Annotated in this window: 23 protein-coding genes and 1 other RNA gene; 11 read left to right on the top strand and 13 right to left on the bottom strand. The window is 68.5% G+C overall.

Annotation, left to right across the window (positions count from 1 at the left end):
• Positions 1-48: 48 nt before the first annotated feature.
• The gene (gene lgt / locus BB334_RS02675; RefSeq protein WP_068804030.1) at positions 49-834 is read right to left on the bottom strand and encodes a prolipoprotein diacylglyceryl transferase; all 786 of its coding nucleotides are present in this window, start codon (positions 832-834) and stop codon (positions 49-51) included.
• A 25-nt stretch (positions 835-859) separates the two neighbouring features.
• Positions 860-1564: a YceH family protein gene (locus tag BB334_RS02670; protein WP_068804028.1), complete on the bottom strand. Its 705-nt coding sequence runs from the start codon at positions 1562-1564 to the stop codon at positions 860-862.
• Positions 1565-1720: 156 nt separating this feature from the next.
• Here BB334_RS02670 and ilvD point away from each other — a divergent pair, with 156 nt between their 5' ends.
• The 7 genes from ilvD (at position 1721) to BB334_RS02635 (ending at position 6766) form a co-directional block, all read left to right on the top strand.
• Entirely contained in the window at positions 1721-3571 is a 1851-nt protein-coding gene (gene ilvD, locus BB334_RS02665) for a dihydroxy-acid dehydratase (protein ID WP_068804026.1), read from the top strand.
• 46 nt (positions 3572-3617) lie between these two features.
• Entirely contained in the window at positions 3618-3812 is a 195-nt protein-coding gene (locus tag BB334_RS02660) for a hypothetical protein (RefSeq protein ID WP_068804024.1), read from the top strand.
• 4 nt (positions 3813-3816) lie between these two features.
• On the top strand, positions 3817-4119 hold the full coding sequence (locus BB334_RS02655; protein ID WP_068804022.1) for a cell division protein ZapA: 303 nt from the start codon (positions 3817-3819) through the stop codon (positions 4117-4119).
• 23 nt (positions 4120-4142) lie between these two features.
• A non-coding RNA gene (gene ssrS, locus BB334_RS02650) (6S RNA) lies at positions 4143-4326 on the top strand.
• Between the two features lie 104 nt (positions 4327-4430).
• Positions 4431-5237, top strand: coding sequence for a sulfite exporter TauE/SafE family protein (locus tag BB334_RS02645; RefSeq protein ID WP_068804020.1), 807 nt, complete (start codon positions 4431-4433; stop codon positions 5235-5237).
• Positions 5238-5247: 10 nt separating this feature from the next.
• On the top strand, positions 5248-5874 hold the full coding sequence (rhtB, locus tag BB334_RS02640) for a homoserine/homoserine lactone efflux protein (protein WP_068804018.1): 627 nt from the start codon (positions 5248-5250) through the stop codon (positions 5872-5874).
• A gap of 94 nt (positions 5875-5968) precedes the next feature.
• Positions 5969-6766: a symmetrical bis(5'-nucleosyl)-tetraphosphatase gene (locus BB334_RS02635; protein ID WP_068804016.1), complete on the top strand. Its 798-nt coding sequence runs from the start codon at positions 5969-5971 to the stop codon at positions 6764-6766.
• Here BB334_RS02635 and BB334_RS02630 read toward each other — a convergent pair.
• The gene (locus tag BB334_RS02630; RefSeq protein WP_068804014.1) at positions 6661-7497 is read right to left on the bottom strand and encodes a lysophospholipid acyltransferase family protein; all 837 of its coding nucleotides are present in this window, start codon (positions 7495-7497) and stop codon (positions 6661-6663) included. The two genes, BB334_RS02635 and BB334_RS02630, sit on opposite strands and share 106 nt — an antisense overlap.
• Before the next feature lie 59 nt (positions 7498-7556).
• Positions 7557-8315, bottom strand: coding sequence for a GNAT family N-acetyltransferase (locus tag BB334_RS02625; RefSeq protein ID WP_068804012.1), 759 nt, complete (start codon positions 8313-8315; stop codon positions 7557-7559).
• Positions 8316-8426: 111 nt separating this feature from the next.
• Here BB334_RS02625 and BB334_RS02620 point away from each other — a divergent pair, with 111 nt between their 5' ends.
• The 3 genes from BB334_RS02620 (at position 8427) to BB334_RS02610 (ending at position 10321) form a co-directional block, all read left to right on the top strand.
• Positions 8427-8837 carry an HIT family protein gene (locus BB334_RS02620; protein WP_068804011.1) on the top strand — a complete coding sequence of 137 codons (411 nt, stop codon included), beginning with the start codon at positions 8427-8429 and terminating at the stop codon, positions 8835-8837.
• An 81-nt stretch (positions 8838-8918) separates the two neighbouring features.
• Complete coding sequence (locus BB334_RS02615) at positions 8919-9854, top strand: carbohydrate kinase family protein (protein ID WP_068804009.1); 936 nt, start codon at positions 8919-8921, stop codon at positions 9852-9854.
• A 2-nt stretch (positions 9855-9856) separates the two neighbouring features.
• Entirely contained in the window at positions 9857-10321 is a 465-nt protein-coding gene (locus BB334_RS02610) for an outer membrane lipoprotein (protein ID WP_088179145.1), read from the top strand.
• 34 nt (positions 10322-10355) lie between these two features.
• Here BB334_RS02610 and BB334_RS02605 read toward each other — a convergent pair whose 3' ends face one another.
• From BB334_RS02605 to BB334_RS02575, 7 genes are all read right to left on the bottom strand, one after another.
• A complete protein-coding gene (locus BB334_RS02605) occupies positions 10356-10793 on the bottom strand; it encodes a diacylglycerol kinase (protein WP_083200240.1) in 438 nt (145 codons plus the stop codon).
• Positions 10777-11823, bottom strand: a complete 1047-nt coding sequence (locus BB334_RS02600) for a zinc-ribbon and DUF3426 domain-containing protein (RefSeq protein WP_232756629.1) — start codon at positions 11821-11823, stop codon at positions 10777-10779. Before BB334_RS02600 ends, BB334_RS02605 begins: the two co-directional genes overlap by 17 nt.
• The gene (gene prmA / locus BB334_RS02595; protein WP_068804005.1) at positions 11823-12731 is read right to left on the bottom strand and encodes a 50S ribosomal protein L11 methyltransferase; all 909 of its coding nucleotides are present in this window, start codon (positions 12729-12731) and stop codon (positions 11823-11825) included. Before prmA ends, BB334_RS02600 begins: the two co-directional genes overlap by 1 nt.
• 7 nt (positions 12732-12738) lie before the next feature.
• Positions 12739-14097 (bottom strand): acetyl-CoA carboxylase biotin carboxylase subunit, encoded by a 1359-nt coding sequence (accC, locus tag BB334_RS02590; RefSeq protein ID WP_068804003.1) that lies wholly within the window; start codon positions 14095-14097, stop codon positions 12739-12741.
• Between the two features lie 5 nt (positions 14098-14102).
• Positions 14103-14558, bottom strand: a complete 456-nt coding sequence (gene accB, locus BB334_RS02585; protein ID WP_068804001.1) for an acetyl-CoA carboxylase biotin carboxyl carrier protein — start codon at positions 14556-14558, stop codon at positions 14103-14105.
• Positions 14559-14911: 353 nt separating this feature from the next.
• Complete coding sequence (locus BB334_RS02580; RefSeq protein WP_068803997.1) at positions 14912-15463, bottom strand: TlpA family protein disulfide reductase; 552 nt, start codon at positions 15461-15463, stop codon at positions 14912-14914.
• The gene (locus tag BB334_RS02575; protein ID WP_068803995.1) at positions 15460-16086 is read right to left on the bottom strand and encodes a hypothetical protein; all 627 of its coding nucleotides are present in this window, start codon (positions 16084-16086) and stop codon (positions 15460-15462) included. The genes BB334_RS02580 and BB334_RS02575 overlap by 4 nt, the downstream gene beginning before the upstream one ends.
• Positions 16087-16221: 135 nt before the next feature.
• On the opposite strand from BB334_RS02575, the gene mpl reads away from it, so the two are divergent.
• Positions 16222-17571 carry a UDP-N-acetylmuramate:L-alanyl-gamma-D-glutamyl-meso-diaminopimelate ligase gene (gene mpl, locus BB334_RS02570; protein WP_068803993.1) on the top strand — a complete coding sequence of 450 codons (1350 nt, stop codon included), beginning with the start codon at positions 16222-16224 and terminating at the stop codon, positions 17569-17571.
• A gap of 51 nt (positions 17572-17622) precedes the next feature.
• On the opposite strand, the gene BB334_RS02565 is transcribed toward mpl, so the two are convergent.
• Both BB334_RS02565 and BB334_RS02560 read right to left on the bottom strand, forming a co-directional pair.
• A complete protein-coding gene (locus BB334_RS02565; protein ID WP_068803991.1) occupies positions 17623-18267 on the bottom strand; it encodes a BON domain-containing protein in 645 nt (214 codons plus the stop codon).
• Positions 18267-18824 carry an SIS domain-containing protein gene (locus BB334_RS02560; RefSeq protein WP_068804438.1) on the bottom strand — a complete coding sequence of 186 codons (558 nt, stop codon included), beginning with the start codon at positions 18822-18824 and terminating at the stop codon, positions 18267-18269. The genes BB334_RS02565 and BB334_RS02560 overlap by 1 nt, the downstream gene beginning before the upstream one ends.
• Between the last annotated feature and the right edge of the window lie 22 nt (positions 18825-18846).

Genomic DNA, 18846 nt, shown 5'->3' with positions numbered 1-18846 from the left:
GATCATAGCGCGCACCAACGTCGCCGGCATGACGTCGGCCGGCGACGCTCAGCGGGCGCGGGTCCGCAGCAGGAGCAGGGCGCCCGCCGCCACCATCGGCACGCACAGCCATTGCGCGGTCGACAGCCCCAGCGCGAGCGTGCCGAAGATCCCGGGATCCGGCGTGCGGAAGAACTCGGCGGCGAAGCGCAGCAGGCCGTAGCCGATCAGGAACATTGCCGACACCGCACGCAGCGGGCGGGGGTTGGCCGAGTAGAGCCACAGGATCGCGAACAGGAGCAGGCCCTCGCCGGCGGCCTGGTAGAGCTGGGAGGGGTGGCGCGGCAGCGCGTCCACCCACGGGAAGACCATCGCCCAGGGCAGCTCCGTCTCCACCGGCCGGCCCCACAGTTCGCCATTGATGAAGTTGCCGATACGCCCGGCGGCGAGCCCGGTGGGCACCAGCGGAGCGATGAAATCGGTGACCTGCCAGAAGCCCTTGCCGTGCCGGCGTCCGTAAAGCCACATCGCCGCGAGCACGCCGAGGAAGCCGCCGTGAAAGCTCATGCCACCCTTCCACACGGCGAAGATCTCGAGCGGGTGGCTCAGGTAGTAGCCGGGCTGGAAGAACAGCACCTCGCCCAGCCTGCCGCCGATGATCACGCCGAGCACGCCGTACATCAGCAGATCGTCGATCGCCTGCGCATCCCAGCCGAGCTCCGGGCGCCGGCGGGCGTGGATGCGGCCGAGCACGATGAAGAGGAGAAAGGCGATCAGGTACATCAGGCCGTACCAGCGCACCGAAAGGGGGCCGAGCGAGAAGGCGATGGGGTCGAACTGGGGATGAGTCAGCATGGGCCGCAGGCAGGTGGTCGGGGGGTCAGTCGAATTGCTGGCGGAAGGCGTCGAACTCGCGACGCAGGGTTTCGAGCGCCGCAGCGAGGCGCGCGACCTCGAGCTCGAGTTCGGCGATCCGGCCGCGTCCGGCGCCCGGCGCGCCCGGGCCCGCGGCCTGGGCTTCGGCCATTTCCTGCACCGCCGCCTCGCCCCCGAGCAGGTGGGCGTAGCGCGTTTCCTTGGTGCCCGGCGCACGCGGCAGGGTGGTGGCCATCGGCGGGAACTTGTCGGCGAGATGTTCGAGTACGGCTTCCACCGCGGAGATCTCGTCGAAGCGGTGCAGGCGCTCGCAGCGTTGCCGCAACTCGCCCGCGGTCTGCGCGCCGCGCAGCAGCAGCACCGCCAGCACCGCCTGTTCCGGCGGCGGCAGCGAGTGGCGCAGGCGCACCTGGTGCTCGTACTTCGCCACGCGCGAGCTCGCCTGGTCGCGCCGCGACACCAGGCGGCGCGCGATCAGGCTATCGATCGCCGCCTGCGCCTGGGCTTCGGACACGCTCATCACCGGCTCGCGTGCGGTGAGCTGGTTGCAGCCGGTGAGGATCGCGTTCAGCGACAGGGGGTAGGCGTCCGGCGTGACGAAGGCCTTCTCGATGAGGACGCCGAGCACGCGGATCTCGACCGGGTCGAGGTCGAAGCCCTCGGTGATGCCGTCGGTGGCGGGGGCGGAGGAGGTGGGCTGGGCGGACATGCGGACTCCGGCGGGCGGTGGCGTTGCACGATGATACGCATGCTTGCAGGCCCGCGGCCACCGCGCACGGGTCTCTGTCGCCGCGGAACGGGTGACCGGGAGAAGGCGCGGCGTTAAACTCGAGGACTTTCCCGCACAGTCTTCCGGAGCGCCCCCATGCCTCAGTATCGTTCCCGCACCTCCACCGCCGGCCGCAACATGGCGGGCGCCCGCGCGCTATGGCGCGCCACCGGCATGAAGGACGGCGACTTCGAGAAGCCGATCATCGCGATCGCCAACAGCTTCACCCAGTTCGTGCCCGGCCATGTGCACCTCAAGGACCTCGGCCAGCTGGTCGCGCGCGAGATCGAGGCCGCCGGCGGCGTCGCCAAGGAGTTCAACACCATCGCGGTGGACGACGGCATCGCCATGGGCCATGGCGGCATGCTGTACTCGCTGCCCTCGCGCGACCTCATCGCCGACAGCGTCGAGTACATGTGCAACGCCCACACCGCCGACGCCCTGGTGTGCATCTCGAACTGCGACAAGATCACCCCGGGCATGCTGATGGCCGCGTTGCGCCTGAACATCCCGGCGATCTTCGTCTCGGGCGGGCCGATGGAGGCGGGCAAGGTGAAGTGGGAGGCCAAGGTCATCTCGCTCGACCTCGTCGATGCCATGGTCAAGGCCGCCGACAAGAGCTGCTCGGACGAGGAGGTCGACGCCATCGAGCGCTCCGCCTGCCCGACCTGTGGCTCCTGCTCGGGCATGTTCACCGCCAACTCGATGAACTGCCTCACCGAGGCGCTCGGCCTCTCGCTGCCGGGCAACGGCACCACGCTCGCCACCCACGCCGACCGCGAGCGCCTGTTCAAGGAGGCGGGCCGTCGCATCGTCGAACTCGCCCGCCGCTATTACGAACAGGACGACGCCTCGGCGCTGCCGCGCTCGATCGCCAGCTTCGAGGCTTTCGAGAACGCGATGAGCCTGGACGTGGCGATGGGCGGCTCGACCAACACCGTGCTGCACCTGCTCGCGGCGGCGAAGGAGGCGGGGGTGGATTTCACCATGAAGGACATCGACCGCATCAGCCGTCGCGTGCCCTGCCTGTGCAAGGTCGCGCCTGCGATCGCCGACGTTCACGTCGAGGACGTGCATCGTGCCGGCGGCATCATGAGCATCCTTGGGGAGCTCGACCGCGCCGGGCTGCTGCACACCGCAGTGCCCACCGTTCACAGCGCCTCGATGGCCGAGGCGCTGGACAAGTGGGACATCAAGCGCACGAGCGACGAGTCGGTGCACACCTTCTATCGCGCGGCGCCCGGCGGGGTGCCGACCCAGGTCGCCTTCAGCCAGGACCGGCGCTGGAAGGCGCTCGACAGCGACCGCCAGCACGGCATCATCCGCGACAAGGCGCACGCCTTCACCGCCGACGGCGGCCTCGCGGTGCTCTACGGCAACATCGCCGAGAAGGGCTGCATCGTGAAGACGGCGGGCGTGGACGAATCGATCTGGACGTTCACCGGCAAGGCCCGCGTGTACGAGAGTCAGGAATACGCGGTCGAGGGCATCCTCGGCGAGCAGGTGCAGGCCGGCGACGTGGTGGTGATCCGCTACGAAGGCCCCAAGGGCGGTCCCGGCATGCAGGAGATGCTGTACCCGACCTCCTACCTGAAGAGCCGCGGCCTCGGCGCGGAGTGCGCGCTGCTCACCGACGGCCGCTTCTCCGGTGGCACCTCCGGCCTGTCGATCGGCCACGCCTCGCCCGAGGCGGCGATGGGCGGCGCGATCGCGCTGGTCGAGGACGGCGACACGATCGAGATCGACATTCCGAACCGCCGCATCCACCTCGCGATCTCCGAAGAGGAACTGACCCGCCGGCGCGCGGCGATGGAGGCGAAGGGCGGCGCGGCGTGGAAGCCGGTCAAGCGCGAGCGCGTGGTGTCGGCGGCGCTCCAGGCCTACGCGGCGCTCACCACCTCGGCCGATACCGGTGCGGTGCGCGACGTCAGCCAGGTGCAACGCTGAGCGCGGCCCGATTGACCCCGACTGCAGCCCTCACTACGATCGCGCCATGGAAAACGAACTGACCCAGCTCGAGACACGCATCGAGCAACTGATCGCCCTTTACGGCAAGCTCAAATCGGAAAACGTCGAGCTGCATGCACGCGTGGTGCGCGTGGAGGCGGAAAACCGCGCACTGGCGGACAAGCTCAAGCGCGCCGCCGACCGCTTCGAGGCGGTCCTCGACAAACTGCCGGAGGCCTGAAGACATGGCTGGAGACTTTCTCGACATCGTCCTGCTCGGCAGGGAATACCGCGTCGGCTGCACCCCGGAGAACCGGGCGGCGCTGCTCGAGGCGGTCACGCTCCTCGACGAGAAGTTCGCCGAGCTCGGCGCCAAGACTCAGGCGTCGGGCGAGCGCCTGGCGGTGATGACCGCGCTCAACATCGCGCACGAATCGCTCCAGGTGCAGCGCGGCGGCGGGTTTGACATGCCGGGCGCGAGGCGTAGAATCGGACTCATGAAAGCGCGCCTGGACGGTGTTCTGGCGCAGCAGGAAAAGCGGTTCTAGAAGCGGGTTTTTCCCGCCAGATCAATCCCCTGCAGTGTTCGACGAAGTCGTAGATTCCTTGAACCAATAGTCGAGAGACTCGGTCGCGGCCCTTTGAACCCGCTGGTGTGCATGCTCCTCGCGAGCGAGCCTGAAAGCGGACGGAATGCGACCCCCCTGAACCCTAGGTTCAGGATGATCGGCGGAGACGGCACAGGCGGGGGGCCAATTGCGGAAGGGCGCGGTGCAAGCCGCGCCCTTCCGCGCTTGTGCGCCTGTCGCGACACGCGAGCCGGCGGCGCCAGGCAGGAAGGACGACAAGCGCAACGAAGATGACATTCGATATCTGGTGGCTCGCCTATCCGGTCCTTGGGGCCGTGGTGGGTTTCTTTGCCGGCCTGCTTGGTGTGGGCGGCGGCGGCATCATGGTGCCGATGCTCACAACGCTCTTTCTGGCCCAGGGCTTCCCTCTCGCGCAGGTGGTGCACATGGCGCTCGGGACCTCGATGGCGGCGATCGTGATGACCTCCGTCTCCAGCCTGCGGGCGCACCATCGCCATGGCGCCGTGCGCTGGGACGTGGTGCGCCGGATCACGCCGGGCATCCTGCTCGGCACCTTCGGCGGCACCTTCATCGCCTCCCGCGTGGATACCGCCGGCCTGGCGGTGTTCTTCGTGGTGTTCATGGGCTACGTGTCGATCCAGATGCTGCTCAACATCAAGCCCAAGCCCACGCGTGAACTGCCCGGCACGGCCGGGATGAGCGCGGCCGGCCTGCTCATCGGCGGCGTGTCGGCACTGGTCGCGATCGGCGGCGGCTCGCTGTCGGTGCCCTTCATGACCTGGTGCAACGTCAAGGTGCAGAACGCGATCGGCACCTCGGCGGCGATCGGTCTGCCGATCGCGCTCGCGGGTACGGTCGGTTATCTGGTCAATGGCTGGAATGCGGCGGGCACGCCGCCGCTGACGCTCGGCTACGTCTACCTTCCGGCGCTGGTGTTCGTGTCGCTCGTCAGCATGGCGACGGCACCGTACGGCGCACGGCTCGCGCATCGGCTTCCGGTGGCGACCCTGAAGAAGGTCTTCGCAGGCGTGCTGATGCTGCTGTGCGCGAAGATGTTGCACAGCATCTTCGCTTGAGGAGGGCGGCTTGAGCTGGAGCATGTGGCTCGCATTCGTGATGGCTTCTACGGTGATCGCGGTGTCGCCCGGGCCGGGCGCCGTCTTGTCGGTGTCGAATGGCCTGCGCCACGGCTATCTCGCCGCCCTGCGCGGCATCGCCGGCCTGGAAACCGCGCTGCTGCTCCAGCTCGGTGTGGTGGCTTTGGGCCTGGGGGCCCTGCTGGCGACGTCGGCGACCGCCTTCCTGGTGGTGAAGCTGTCGGGGGCCGCCTACCTGGTGTGGCTTGGAATCGTGAAGTGGCGCGCCCCGGCAGAGGGTTTCGAGGCGGAGGTCGGTGCGGCGGAGGGGGGGAGGGTGCGCCGACGGCTGTTTCGCCAGGGCCTGCTGGTGAATCTCACCAACCCGAAGGCGATCGTCTTCATCGCCGCCCTCGTGCCCCAGTTCGTCGTGCCCGGTCGGCCGCAGCTGCCGCAGTTCCTCGTCATCGCGCTGACCATGGTCGTGGTCGACGTCGCGGTGATGTCCTGCTACGCGCTGCTCGCCGCCCGCTTCCGGCCGCTGTTGCGCGACGCGCGCGCGATCCGGCTGCAGAACCGCTTGTTCGGCGGTCTGTTCATCGGTGCCGGCGCGATGCTGGCGGCGTCGAGCCGGTGAGCGCTCGGCCTGTCCGCGGGCAAATCCGGTAACGGTGAGCCAACGCCGCGCAGGTTAGAATTCTCGCGCAATCACGGTTTTTCACTTGGCATCGATGGCGACCTACGCAATTGGCGACATTCAGGGCTGTTTTGGCGCGCTGCAGCGGCTGCTGGCGAGGATCGAATTCGACCCGGCGTCGGATCGCCTGTGGGTGGTCGGCGATCTGGTCAACCGCGGTCCCGAGTCGCTGAAGGTCCTGCGCCTGCTGCGCGATTTCGGCTCCGCGGCGACGGTGGTGCTCGGCAATCACGATCTCTACCTGCTGATGGTCGCGGCGGGCTACAAGCGGCGTGACAACGACGACACGCTGTACCAGGTCCTCGAGGCGGAAGATCGTCAGGCGCTGCTCGGCTGGCTCGCCTCGCGGCCGCTGGTCTACGTCGAGGCCGAGCATGTGCTTGTGCACGCCGGGCTCCTGCCGGGCTGGACGGTGGCGCGCGCGAAGGCGCTGTCGGACGAGGTCGCTGCAGCGCTCGCGGGGCCGGAGGCGAGGCAGTTCCTCCTCAATCTCGCAGGCAACAAACCCGAGCGCTGGTCTGAATCGCTGCGCGGCTGGGACAGGCTGCGCACCATCGTCAATGCCTGCACCCGGATGCGATTCTGTACCGCCGACGGCCGCATGGTGCTGCAGGCCAAGGGCTCGCCCGACCAGGCTCCGCGCGGCACGATGCCGTGGTTCATGGTGCCCGATCGCCTCAGCCGCACGCATACCGTGCTGTGCGGCCACTGGTCGGCATTGGGTTTCTACCGTGCGCCGGGGCTGATCGCGCTCGACTCGGGCTGCGTCTGGGGCGGCAAGCTGACCGCGCTGCGGGTGGAGGACGGCGAAGTCTTCCAGGTCTCGGCCTGAGGTTCGAGGTCGAGCGTGAGACGCAGGATGATCTCGCGCGCGGCTTGCGCCACGCTGCGTCGATCCGCCTGTGCACCGGCGGGGATCGGTGCGGACGGCTGCGCGTGCGCGACCAGGCCGCGTTCGGCGACGATCGCCGCCAGGCAGGCCCCCAGGCTGATGTCTCCATCGTAGGCCGGGGCGCGACTGAAGCTGCCGTCGGGCCCGCGGTAGGAAAGTGCGACCGGCTGCACCGGGTGGCCGGCGGAGAGCGCTGGCTGCAGCAGCGCCGCATGGAAGCCGAGCACCTTGCTGCCGTCGGTGGTGGTGCCTTCGGGAAAGACCGCCACGTTGCGTCCGGCCTCGAGCAGCGCGGCGATCTCGGCGTTGACCTGGCGGACGTGGCCGCGGCTGCCGCGACGCAGGAAGACGGTCTCGTGGCGGGCCGCGAGCCAGCCGATCAGCGGCCACGCGCGTACCTCCGCCTTCGAGATGAAGGCGGTCGGGGCGAGCGCGTTGATGACGAAGATGTCGACCCACGAGATATGGTTCGCCACCAGGAGACTGCCCGGCTGCACCGCCTGACCGCCCGTCCGCAAATCGATGCCGAGCACCCCCAGCAGGTGCGTCGACCACCGCTGGCGCAGGCGCAGGCGGGTGGCGGGGCGGACCAGGGGAAAGACGCAGGCGAGGGTGAGGCTGCCCTCGAGCAGATGCAGCCCGAGCCGTGCGTAGCGCCAGGCACGCAGCACGAGCGGCGCGCGTGCCGGGGTGGCGGTGCGGGCGCGGGGCGTGGATTCGGTCAGCGTGTTCAGTTTTCGCGTTCCAGGAAGTGGCGGGCGTAGCGACCCTCGATCTTGCCCATCGGCATCAGGATCGGCAGGTCGGCGGTGTTGAAGTCGGGATCCCAGGCCGGTTCGCCGCAGATCCAGGCGCCGGCGCGCAGGTAACCCTTGATCAACGGCGGCGCTTCGGCTTCGAGGTCGGTGCGCAGCTGGTCGAGTGGCAGCGGGCAGCGCGGAAATACGTGGTACTCGAGCGGCGCCAGGTGGGTTTCGCGCAGGCGATTGTACAGGCTGGCCGCATTGTGGCCGCCGTCGGCCATGCTCACCGAGGCGCAGCCGATCAGGTAGTCGTAGTCGTTGTCGCGCATGTAGCGCGCGAGGCCTGACCACAGCATGGCGATCACCGCGCCGCTGCGGTACTCCGCGTCGATGCACGAACGGCCGATCTCGACGATGCGGCTGCGCAGGTGCTGCAGGCGGGTGAGATCGAACTCGTTCTCCGTATAGTAGCCGCCGACCTTGCGCGCGGCCGCGGGCGAGAGGATGCGGTACGTGCCCACGATTCGGCCCGCATCTTCGTCACGCACGATCAGGTGTTCGCACCAGGGATCGTAGAGATCGCGGTCCACACCCGGCGTGCGGCTGCACAGGCGGGCGCCCATCTCCTCGGCGAAGACGCGGTAACGCAGCTTCTGCGCCTCGAGGATCTCGGTCTCGCAGGTGGCGAGGCCGACATGGATGTTGCGGCCGGGGCGGGCCTTGCGCTGCTGGCTTTTCTCTAGCATGGGATGGCCTCTTCCTTGTCTGGTGCGAACATTCTCGAAAGGTCGTGTTGCAGTGCGGTGATGTGCTGGTTACGATGCGGTGACGTAGCCCATGACAAGAGGAAGGCGACGATGGAGAACTGCGTTTTTTGCCGGATCGCCCGCGGTGAACTGCCGGCATCGAAGGTGTACGAGGACGAGCACACGCTCGCGATCATGGACATCCAGTCGGTGAATCCCGGGCACATGCTGGTGCTGGTCAAGCCGCACCGCGACAACGTCTATACGCTCGACGACGAGCTCGCCGGGGCGGCGATGAAGACCGCCGCGCGCATGGCGCGTGCGGCGAAGGCGGCCTTCGGCTGCGAGGGTGTGACCCTGCTGCAGGCCAACGAGCCGGCCGGCGCGCAGACCGTGTTCCACTTCCACATCCATGTGTTGCCGCGCTGGCATGGGGATGGCATGGAACTGGCTTGGCCGGCGAAGAACCCGTCGCGCGAGGCGCTGGCGGAAATGGCGGAGAAGCTGCGCGCCGTGCTCTGAGGCGGCGCTCGCCGCACGCGGGCGCAGGGCGGCTGCGGTCGCCCGTATAATCGAAGGATTCGACAACCGCTTGGGGGCGACATGTCCATTCTCGTCTGTGGCTCGATGGCCTATGACCACATCATGGTGTTCGAGGATCGCTTCAGGAATCACATCCTGCCCGACCAGATCCACATCCTGAACGTCTCCTTCCTGGTGCCCGACATGCGCCGTGAGTTCGGCGGGGTGGCGGGCAACATCGCCTACAACCTCAAGCTGCTCGGCGCCGATCCGCTGATCATGGCCACCCTCGGCGAGGACGCCGATCCGTACCGCCGTCGGCTCGACAATCTGGGCATCAGCCGCGAGCACGTGCGCGAGGTGCCGGGGACCTTCACCGCGCAGGCCTTCATCACTACCGACCTCGACGACAATCAGATCACGGCCTTCCATCCGGGGGCGATGCAGCATTCGCATCTCAACCGGGTGCGCGATGCCGAGGGCATCGCGCTGGCGATCGTGTCGCCCGACGGCCGCCAGGGCATGCTGCGCCATGTGCAGGGCCTGTCCGAACTGGGCACGCCCTTCATGTTCGATCCCGCGCAGGCGCTCCCGATCCTCAGCGGCGAGGAACTTCGCGACTGCCTGGAACGGGCGAGCTGGTGCGCGGTCAATGACTACGAAGCGAAGTTGCTGTGCGACAAGACCGGCTATCGCCTCGAGGAGATCGCCGCCAAGCTCGATGCACTCGTGGTGACCCGCGGGGGCCAGGGCTCGGCGATTCACGTCGGCGGGGAAGTGCTCGAGATCGGCGTGGCGCGGCCGGATGCGATGGTCGATCCGACCGGTTGCGGCGACGCTTATCGAGCGGGTTTGTTGTACGGCATCTCCCGCAACTGGGAATGGCGCAAGACGGGGCAGCTGGCGGCGGTGATGGGCGCGATCAAGATCGCGACGCGCGGCGGCCAGAACCATCGCCCCTCACGCGCACAGATCGCCGAACGCTATGCGTCGGCCTTTGGAGAGCAACTGTGGTGAAGATGCGGGGAATTCGGGCACGCGTCGTGCTCGGCGCGCTGCTGGCCGGCCTGATGCTCGGCGGCTGTGCGGGCGGCTTGGGCGGCAGCGATTACGCGCGGAGCGAGGCGCGGCGAGCGATGGTCGTGCAGTTCGGCACCATCGAGTCGGTACGCGGGGTGCAGGTCGAAGGAACGAAGACACCGATCGGTTCGGTTGCGGGGGCGGCGGTCGGTGGCATCGCGGGCAGCACGGTCGGCGGCGGCCGCGGCTCGGCGGTGGCCGCGGTGCTCGGCGCAGTCGTCGGCGGTGTCGCGGGTTCCGCGATCGAGGAGGGGGCGACCCGCAAGCCCGGCGTCGAAGTCACCGTGAGGCTCGACAACGGCCAGTTTCTCGCGGTGGTGCAGGAGGATGCGGGCGAACGCTTCCGCGTCGGCGAGCGGGTGCGCATCCTGCGCGACGGCGGCACGACTCGCGTGACCCGCTGAGCGCGGCCGGCGGAGCGCCTGGGCTCGCCGGTTTTCAGCCGAATACCACCAGGCTCCACACCAGCGCCAGGTTCAGCAGCGAAAGCATCACCGCTGCGCTGCCGATGTCCTTGGCGCGCTTGGCGAGTCGGTGACGTTCAAGCGAGACGCGATCCACCGTGGCCTCGATCGCCGAATTCAGCAGTTCCACCACCAGCACGAAAAACACGCTGCCCACCAGCATCGCCTTGCCGACGCTGCCCACCGGCAGCAGCAGGGCGAGGGGAATCAGTACCGCCGCGAGCAGGCATTCCTGGCGAAAGGCGTCCTCGTGGCGGAACGCTGCGCGCAGACCGGCGAGCGAGTAGCCGAAGGCGTTGAGGATGCGCGTGAGGCCGCTCTTGCCCTTGAAGGGACTCTCCGGGTTCGGCTCGGCCGTCGTGCGCGGATCGGCGTCGGCGGCCGGGTCGGGGCGCTCAGGGGTAGAAGACATGGATGCGGTAACCGGTGGGCATGAGCTCGCGGATTTCGAAGTCGACGCGTATCGCCTTGCTGGAGCGTGCCTCGAGGGCGGTGTCGGCATGGTGCGCAGGCAGCCAGTCGGCGGGCGGCATCACGCGCCGGGCTATCGGACGGTCGGCGGCGTCGGTGAGCGTGAGTTCCAGGTGCGGCAAGGCCAGCGGATATTCCGCCTGGTTGCGCAGCGTGGCCAGCAGCACGTACTGACCTGATCGGTTCGGCTCGGACTGGAGGTCTGACGACTCGAGGCTGATCCGTCCCAGTTCGCGCGGTAGCGGCACCGTGCAGCCGAAGGCCGCGCAGGCGTCGACCAGAAGCGGGCGCAGTCCGGGCAGTTCGCGTGCGATCTCGGTGCGGAACAGGTAGATCGCCTGGACTGCGAGGATCCCGGCGAGAAGCCCTGCGGCGAGGCCGCCGAGGGTGCGCTGCAAGGGATTCGGCTCGCTCGACGGGCGGCCGTAGGCGGCGTCCAGGCGTGCGGAGTCCATCCGGGTGTTGACGGGCTGTGCCTGCGGCGTCGGCCGGGGTGGTGCATTCTCGATGTCCTGCGGGCGCAGGCGGGGGGGCTCGTGCGTGCGCTCCGCCCTCGCTGCGTTGTCGGGCCTCGCCAGCAGGCGCGCGGTATCCGCCGCCTGTGCCGCGGCGACCCTGGGCTTGCGCAGCACTGCAGGGCCGTCGGACGGCGGCGTGGCCGCGGCAGCGGCGCGTGCGATCAGCGATTCGCGCATCGTGGTCGGCGCCTCGCCTGCCGTGCTGTCCTGCATCGGCCGCGTGGCCTGGGCCGGTATCCGCAACTCGCCTTCCGCCCGAGGCGTGGCGGCAGCGGGTGGCAGCGTGAGCGTTTCCTCGTCGTTCCCGTCGACCGCCTCGTCGAGGGCGATGCGATGCTCGAGCGCGTTGAAGGCCTGGTAACAGAAACCGCACCGGACCAAGCCCTCTCGGGCCTGCACCTGATCCGGCCGCAGCCGGAAGACCGTACGGCAGGCTGGGCAACGGGTCTGCATCAGCGGACGGCGGCGCGGCGCTCGCCTTCCAGCCGCACCCATCCTTCGGAGGTGGCGCCGACCCGCAGCGAGAGGTGGGGCGCCCAGGCTTCGATGACCTGCCCGGCCTGGCTCTCCAGCACCCCCGAGAGCGCAATCCGACCCGCGGGGGCGACGCGCGCGGCGATCGCGGGCGCGAGCACGCACAGGGGGTTGGTGAGGATGTTGGCGACCACCAGGTCGAAGGTCTCGGCGAGCGGCTCCGCGGAGTGCTGCACCCGCATCGTCACCCGATTGCGGGCAGCGTTGTCGCGCGCGGCCTCGACGGCCTTGTCGTCGATGTCGACCCCGAGGATGTCACTCGCGCCGAGCAGCCCCGCGGCGATCCCGAGGATGCCCGAGCCGCATCCGTAGTCGAGCACACTCAGACCGGGTTCGACGACCTCGCACAGCCACTCGAGGCAGAGTCGGGTGGTGGGGTGGGAGCCGGTGCCGAAGGCCATGCCCGGGTCGAGCTCGATGTTGATCGCGTCGGGATCCGGTGCTTCGTGCCACGAGGGCACGATCCAGAGCCGCTCGGTGATGCGGATCGGGTCGAACTGGCTTTGCGTGAGCTGCACCCAGTTCTGCTCGGCGACCGCCTCGGAGCTGAAAGGCGGCACCTCGTCGAAGCCGGCCGCTCGCGCGGCCTCGAGCAGGATCGTACGGAATGCCTCTTCGCCCGCCGCGGCATCGAACAGGGCGATGACGCGGCTGTGGTCCCACAGCGCGGTCGGCAGGTGGCCCGGTTCACCGAACTGCGGGGTCTCCGCTTCGGTACCGGCGTCGGCGTCCTCGATCGAGACCGACAGCGCACCGGCCTCCATCAGTGCGTCGGACAGTGCCTCCGCCTTGTCGGCGTCGGCCTGCAGGGTGACCGAAATCCACATCGCGCGCTCAGCTCTGTACTTCGTTCCGATTCGCAAGCTTGTGCTCGAGATAGTGGATGCTGGTGCCGCCCTCGTTGAAGCGCGGATCGAGCATCAGCGTCTGGTGCAGCGGCACGTTCGTCTTGATGCCGGCGACCGCCATCTCGGAAAGTGCGATCCGCATGCGCCGGATCGCCTGGTCGCGCGTATCGCCGTAGGAGATGATCTTGCCGATCATCGAGTCGTAGTGCGACGGTACGGTGTAGCCGCCATAGACGTGCGAGTCGACCCGGATGCCGGGGCCGCCCGGCATGTGCCAGTTGGTGATCTTGCCCGGCGAGGGGGTGAACTTGAACGGATCCTCGGCGTTGATGCGGCATTCGATCGCGTGCCCACGGAACTCGATGTCGCGCTGGCGGAACCACAGCTTCTCGCCCGCGGCGATGCGGATCTGCGCCTGCACGATGTCGATGCCGGTGATCAGCTCGGTGACCGGGTGTTCGACCTGCACGCGCGTGTTCATCTCGATGAAGTAGAACTCGCCGTTCTCGTACAGAAACTCGAAGGTGCCGGCACCGCGATAACCGATCGTGCGGCAGGCCTCGGCGCAGCGTTCGCCGATCTTGGCGATCAGCTTGCGGTCGATGCCGGGCGCCGGCGCCTCCTCGATGACCTTCTGGTGGCGGCGCTGCATGGAGCAGTCCCGCTCGCCGAGATACACCGCGTTGCCATGCTGGTCGGCCAGCACCTGAATTTCGATGTGGCGCGGGTTCTCGAGAAACTTCTCCATGTATACGACCGGGTTGCCGAAGGCGGCCTGGGCCTCGGAGCGGGTCGTGGTCACCGCATTGAGCAGGGCGGCCTCGGTGTGCACCACCCGCATCCCGCGGCCGCCGCCGCCGCCGGCGGCCTTGATGATCACCGGGTAGCCGACGGCGCGCGCGATCTTCACGATCTCCTTCGGGTCCTCCGGCAGTGCGCCTTCCGAGCCGGGCACGCAGGGCACGCCGGCGAGCTTCATCGCTTCCTTGGCCGACACCTTGTCGCCCATCAGGCGGATGGTGTCGGCACGCGGACCGATGAAGACGAAGCCCGATTGCTCGACGCGCTCGGCGAAATCGGCGTTCTCCGAGAGGAAGCCATAGCCGGGGTGGATCGCTTCGGAGTCGGTGACCTCCGCTGCCGAGATGATCGCCGGCACGTTGAGGTAGCTCAGGGTGGAGGACGCCGGTCCGATGCACACCGACTCGTCGGCGAGCTTGACGTACTTCGCCTCGATATCGGCTTCGGAATGGACGGCGACGGTCTTGATGCCGAGTTCGCGGCAGGCGCGCAGGACGCGCAGCGCGATCTCTCCGCGATTGGCGATGAGGATCTTCTCGAACATGGCGATCAGCCGATGACGAACAGGGGCTGACCGTACTCGACCGGCTGGCCGTTCTCGACCAGGATCGCCTTCACCGTGCCGGTGACCTCGGACTCGATGTCGTTCATCAGCTTCATCGCCTCGATGAGGCACAGGCGGTCGCCTTCGGCGACGCTGTCGCCGACATCGACGAAGGGTTTGGCGCCGGGCGCCGACGCGCGATAGAAGGTGCCGACCATCGGCGACTTGACGACATGGCCGGCGGGCAGTGCCTCGGCTACGGCTTCGCCCGCAGCGGGCGCCGCGACGGCTACCGGGACGGCGGCAGGCAGGCCGGCCGGCTGGCTGAGGTAGTTCGCCGCCGCAGCGGGTGCGAGCTGCTTGGCGATGCGCACCTTCTCCTCGCCCTCCGTGATCTCGAGTTCGGAAATGCCCGATTCCTGGACGAGGTCGATCAATTTCTTCAGCTTGCGCAGATCCATGCTTTTTTCTCCGGACACGACACCGCCCTCCGCGGGCGGTCGTCGTCATGGGTGATCAGTGTGTGCTTGGCCGGTGGCCGGCAGGGCGTGGCCGCTTGCCGTGTTCGCAGGACCCGCCGCCTGGGAAAGGTCGTTCCGTGTCCTGCGCTGACTCGCGTTGGTGCTCGTGATCGTGCCGACGGGCATTCAAAGCCCGCCGTCCGGCCGGTTCCGACTCGTCGGCGTTGAATTCATGCGTGCGTTTTGAACGCGTCATAGCGGCAAGTTTGCCGTAAATGGCAGCACGTTGTCCAGCGTGGCCGCCTTCGTTGCGGTCCGTGCCGCGGTCGGTCGGCGGACGGCTCGTGGGGTGTTCAGGACCCGAGCAGCGGGTGGATTCTGCGCTCCAGTTCGGCCTTGTTCAAGGTGCCGAGCTTGATGTGGGCCGGCTTGCCCTCGCGGTCGATGATCACGGTGAAGGGCAGGGCCTGGGCGGTGTTGCCGAACTGCGCGGCGAGTGCCAGCACCTCGTGAGAGGCGATCAGCAGCGGGTACGGGACGTCCATCTCGTCGTCGAAGGCACGCACCTTCTCCGCCGAATCGATGCTGATGCCCACGAACTGCACCGGCTCGCCGGCGAGGGCCTCGCTGACCTCGGCGAACTCGGGGATTTCCTTGCGGCAGGGCGGACACCAGGTGGCCCAGAAGTTGGCCACCACGACCTTGCCCTTCCATTGCGACATCGGCTGTGGCCTGCCTTCGGTGTCCGGCAGTTCGAGGGCGAACAGAGCGTCCATCGCGGCGGACGGGACCTCGTGTGTGGCGTCGCTGTCGCCGGTCGGAAAATGCTGGCGGGTGAGGAAGCCGGCAACGCCGGCGATCAGTGCGATGCCGGCAACGAGGGCGAAGCGGGTCGTCTTGTTCATGACTGTTCATCCGTGTCGCTTGGCGCGCCGCTGGAGGCAGGCGCGTTGAGGAGGGCTTCGACCTGGGCGAGGCGGGCACGTTCCTGGCCGCGCTTGCCGGCGCGTTCGGCACCCGTGTGGTAGATCGACAGGCGTACCGGAACGTCTTCCCAGTCGAAGGCGAGAACTGCCTCTGGCGCATGCGGTGCGGGGCGGCGCGGCTCGCGGTGCTCATAGGGGAAGTCCTGGTTGAGAAAGAAGATCTCCACCTCTTTCGCGCTTTCCGGGAACACCTCGATCTCCAACTCGGAGTAGCGCCCGGCGGTGCCGTCGAGCGCGCCGCCGGTGAGATAGGGGCGGAAGTCGGCGAGCAGACGCATCAGGCCCGCCGCCGCCAGGCGCATCTCGCGCAGGCGCTCGGCCTGTTCGTCGTCCTGGTAGAGCGCCTGCCAGGCGCGCAGTTCGGCCTCGATCTCCGCATTGTTGGGGAGGGCGACCGTGTCGCCGACGCCGAGCTGGCGCGCGGCCTTGCGCTTGGCGAAGCCGAAATCGCTGATGCCGTCCTCGGCCATCATGCGCGCGGCAAGCGAAGCGATTTCCCGGCGCACTGCGGCGACGCGGGAGGCGTGAGCAGATGTGGGCATGGGCTGTCCGGGCAGGGTCCGGCGATCGGTTCGGGAGCGGCGCCGGCTGAAGTGGCATCGCCGCCATCAGGTAGAATCGCGCCCATTGTACATGGGCCGGTTTCATCGGGATGACGGCCCGCCCCCGGAGCCTTCATGCATATCCATATTCTCGGCATCTGCGGCACCTTCATGGGTGGCGTGGCGCTCCTCGCGCGCGCCGCGGGCCACACCGTGACCGGCTGCGACGCCAACGTCTATCCGCCGATGAGCAGCCAGCTCGAGGAGCAGGGCATCGCGTTGACCGAGGGCTACGATCCGGCCCAGGTCGCGCTCGCCCCCGACCTGTTCGTGGTCGGCAATGCGGTCTCGCGCGGCAACCCGCTGCTCGAGGCCATCCTCGACCGCGGCCTGCCCTATGTGTCGGGGCCGCAGTGGCTCGCCGAACATGTGCTCGCCGGGCGTTGGGTGCTCGGCGTGGCTGGCACGCACGGCAAGACCACGACCACCTCGATGCTGGCATGGATCCTCGAGGATGCGGGGCTGAATCCAGGCTTCCTGGTGGGGGGGGTGCCGAACGATTTCGGAGTCTCCGCGCGCCTGACCGAAGCGCCCTTCTTCGTCATCGAGGCCGACGAGTACGACACCGCCTTCTGCGACAAACGCTCGAAGTTCGTCCATTACCGGCCCCGCACCGCGATCCTCAACAATCTCGAGTTCGACCACGCCGATATCTTTGCCGATCTTGCGGCGATCGAGACGCAATTTCACCATCTCGTGCGTGTGATGCCGTCGACCGGCAGGATCATCGCCAACGGCGCAGAGTCCAGCCTGCAGCGGGTGATCGAACGAGGCTGCTGGTCGGAGCTCGAGTGGTTCGGCGGCGAGGGCCGCTGGCAGGTCGAGGTCGGGGCGAGCGAGGCGGAGGCGGTGTTCAGTCTGGACGGGGTGGAGCAGGGCAGGGTGGCACTGCCGCTGGCGGGCAGCCACAACCGCAGCAACGCGCTGGCCGCGATCGCCGCCGCCCGGCACGTCGGCGTCACGCCGGTGCAGGCGATCGAGAGCCTGGGCCGCTTCCGTGGCATCAAGCGTCGGCTGGAGTTGCGCGGGACCGAGGGCGGGGTGCGGGTGTACGACGACTTCGCCCACCATCCGACGGCGATCGCGCTCACCGTCGATGGCCTGCGTCGGCGCGAGCCGCAGGGGCGGATCCTGGCGGTGCTCGAGCCGCGCTCGAACACGATGAAGCTCGGGGTGATGAAGGCCCAGCTGCCGGCCAGCCTGGCGAGCGCCGATGCCGTGTGCTGTTTCACCGGCGGGCTGGAATGGGATGCAGCGGAGGCGCTTGCGCCCCTCGGCGGCAAGGCGTACTGCTCCGATTCGCTCGAGGACGTGGTGGCCGAGGTGGCGGCGCAGGCGCGGGCCGGCGATCACGTGCTGGTGATGAGCAACGGCGGCTTCGGCGGGATCCATCAGAAGCTGCTCGACGCGCTCGCGGCGCGCTGAGCGCTGCGCAGACGAAAGGGGGCGGCGCCGGCGCTGGCGCCGCCCTTTGGCTTACTTGCGCTCGGCCGTTCCGAGGCGGTTGTCGAGCCGGCGCGCTTCATCGTCGCTGATGTACTCGAACACGCGCACCACCTTGCGCACCCCCTTGCTGGTGCTGGCGATCTCGGCGGCGGCGTCGGCCTCCGCGCGGGTCACGAGGCCGAGCAGGAAAACCACGTTCGCCTCGGTGACGACTTTCACGTTGTGCGCCGAGAAGCGCTGCGCGTCTACGAATCGAGCCTTGACGTTGGAGGTGATCAGCGTGTCGTTCGCACGCGCGCTCAGCGACGAGTTCGGTCCCACGGCGACCTCGTTCACCAGCCCGGTGACGTTCTCTACCCCCGATGCGATGCCGTCGAGCGCACTGCGGGAGGCCTCGTTCGGCGCTTCGCCCGTAAGCAGCACGATGCGGTTGTAGGAGGTCACGTTCACGTGAGCCGAGTCGCCGAAGCGCTCGGCGATGCGCGATTTGATCTTCCACTCGATCGCTTCGTCCTCGACGTAGGCGCCACTCGTGCGGCGGTCGGATACCATCGCGGCGCCGGCACCGACGCCGGTGGCAACGATCGGGAAGCAGCCCTGCAGGAGCGGGAGACTGCCGGTGGCGAGCAAGCCGAGCAGGAGGGTGCGCCGTTGGGGAAGGGCGGGGGTCGTCATCAGTCTTCTACTCCAAGCAAGAGACAGTCGATGCCGTCGCACAGGCAGTGGAGAACGAGCTGCTGGAGCTGCAGCACATGCCCGGTGCGCTCGGCGGAAATGCGGATGGGGACGTCGCCCGGCGCGAGCTGGGCCTCGATCATGTCGGCATCGCAGGCGGTGAGGGCGATGACGCGCATGTCGCGCTCATGGGCGGCGGCGATCGCCGCGCCGATGCCTTCGCCGCCGGACTCGGTGGCGATCGCGAGCAGGACGTCGCCCGGCTGGCCGAGGGCGCCGATCCGGCGCGAGAAAGGATCCTCGTCGCCACCCGGGAGCGCGATCGCCGCCAGCGGCGGGCGCTCCATCTCGAAGCCGTCGGCCATCGCTGCCGCGAAGCGCATGGCGTCGTCGACGCCGCGCCCGCTGCCGCACGCGAACACCTTGCCGTTGTCGAGCAGGCTGCCGGTGATGATCTCGACCGCGCCAGCGATGGGTGCCGCGAGTGCGTCGAGCGCATCCAGCGTGGCACGGGCGCTGTCCTCGAACTGCCGCGAGATGCGGTCGATCAGGTCCATGGTGTCCTCATCCATACGGATG

The organism is Thauera phenolivorans (assembly GCF_001696715.1).
Classification (GTDB): Bacteria; Pseudomonadota; Gammaproteobacteria; order Burkholderiales; family Rhodocyclaceae; genus Thauera; species Thauera phenolivorans.
The sequence above is the reverse complement of the archived record's forward strand: the minus strand, read 5'-3'. Positions and strand labels throughout refer to the sequence as shown.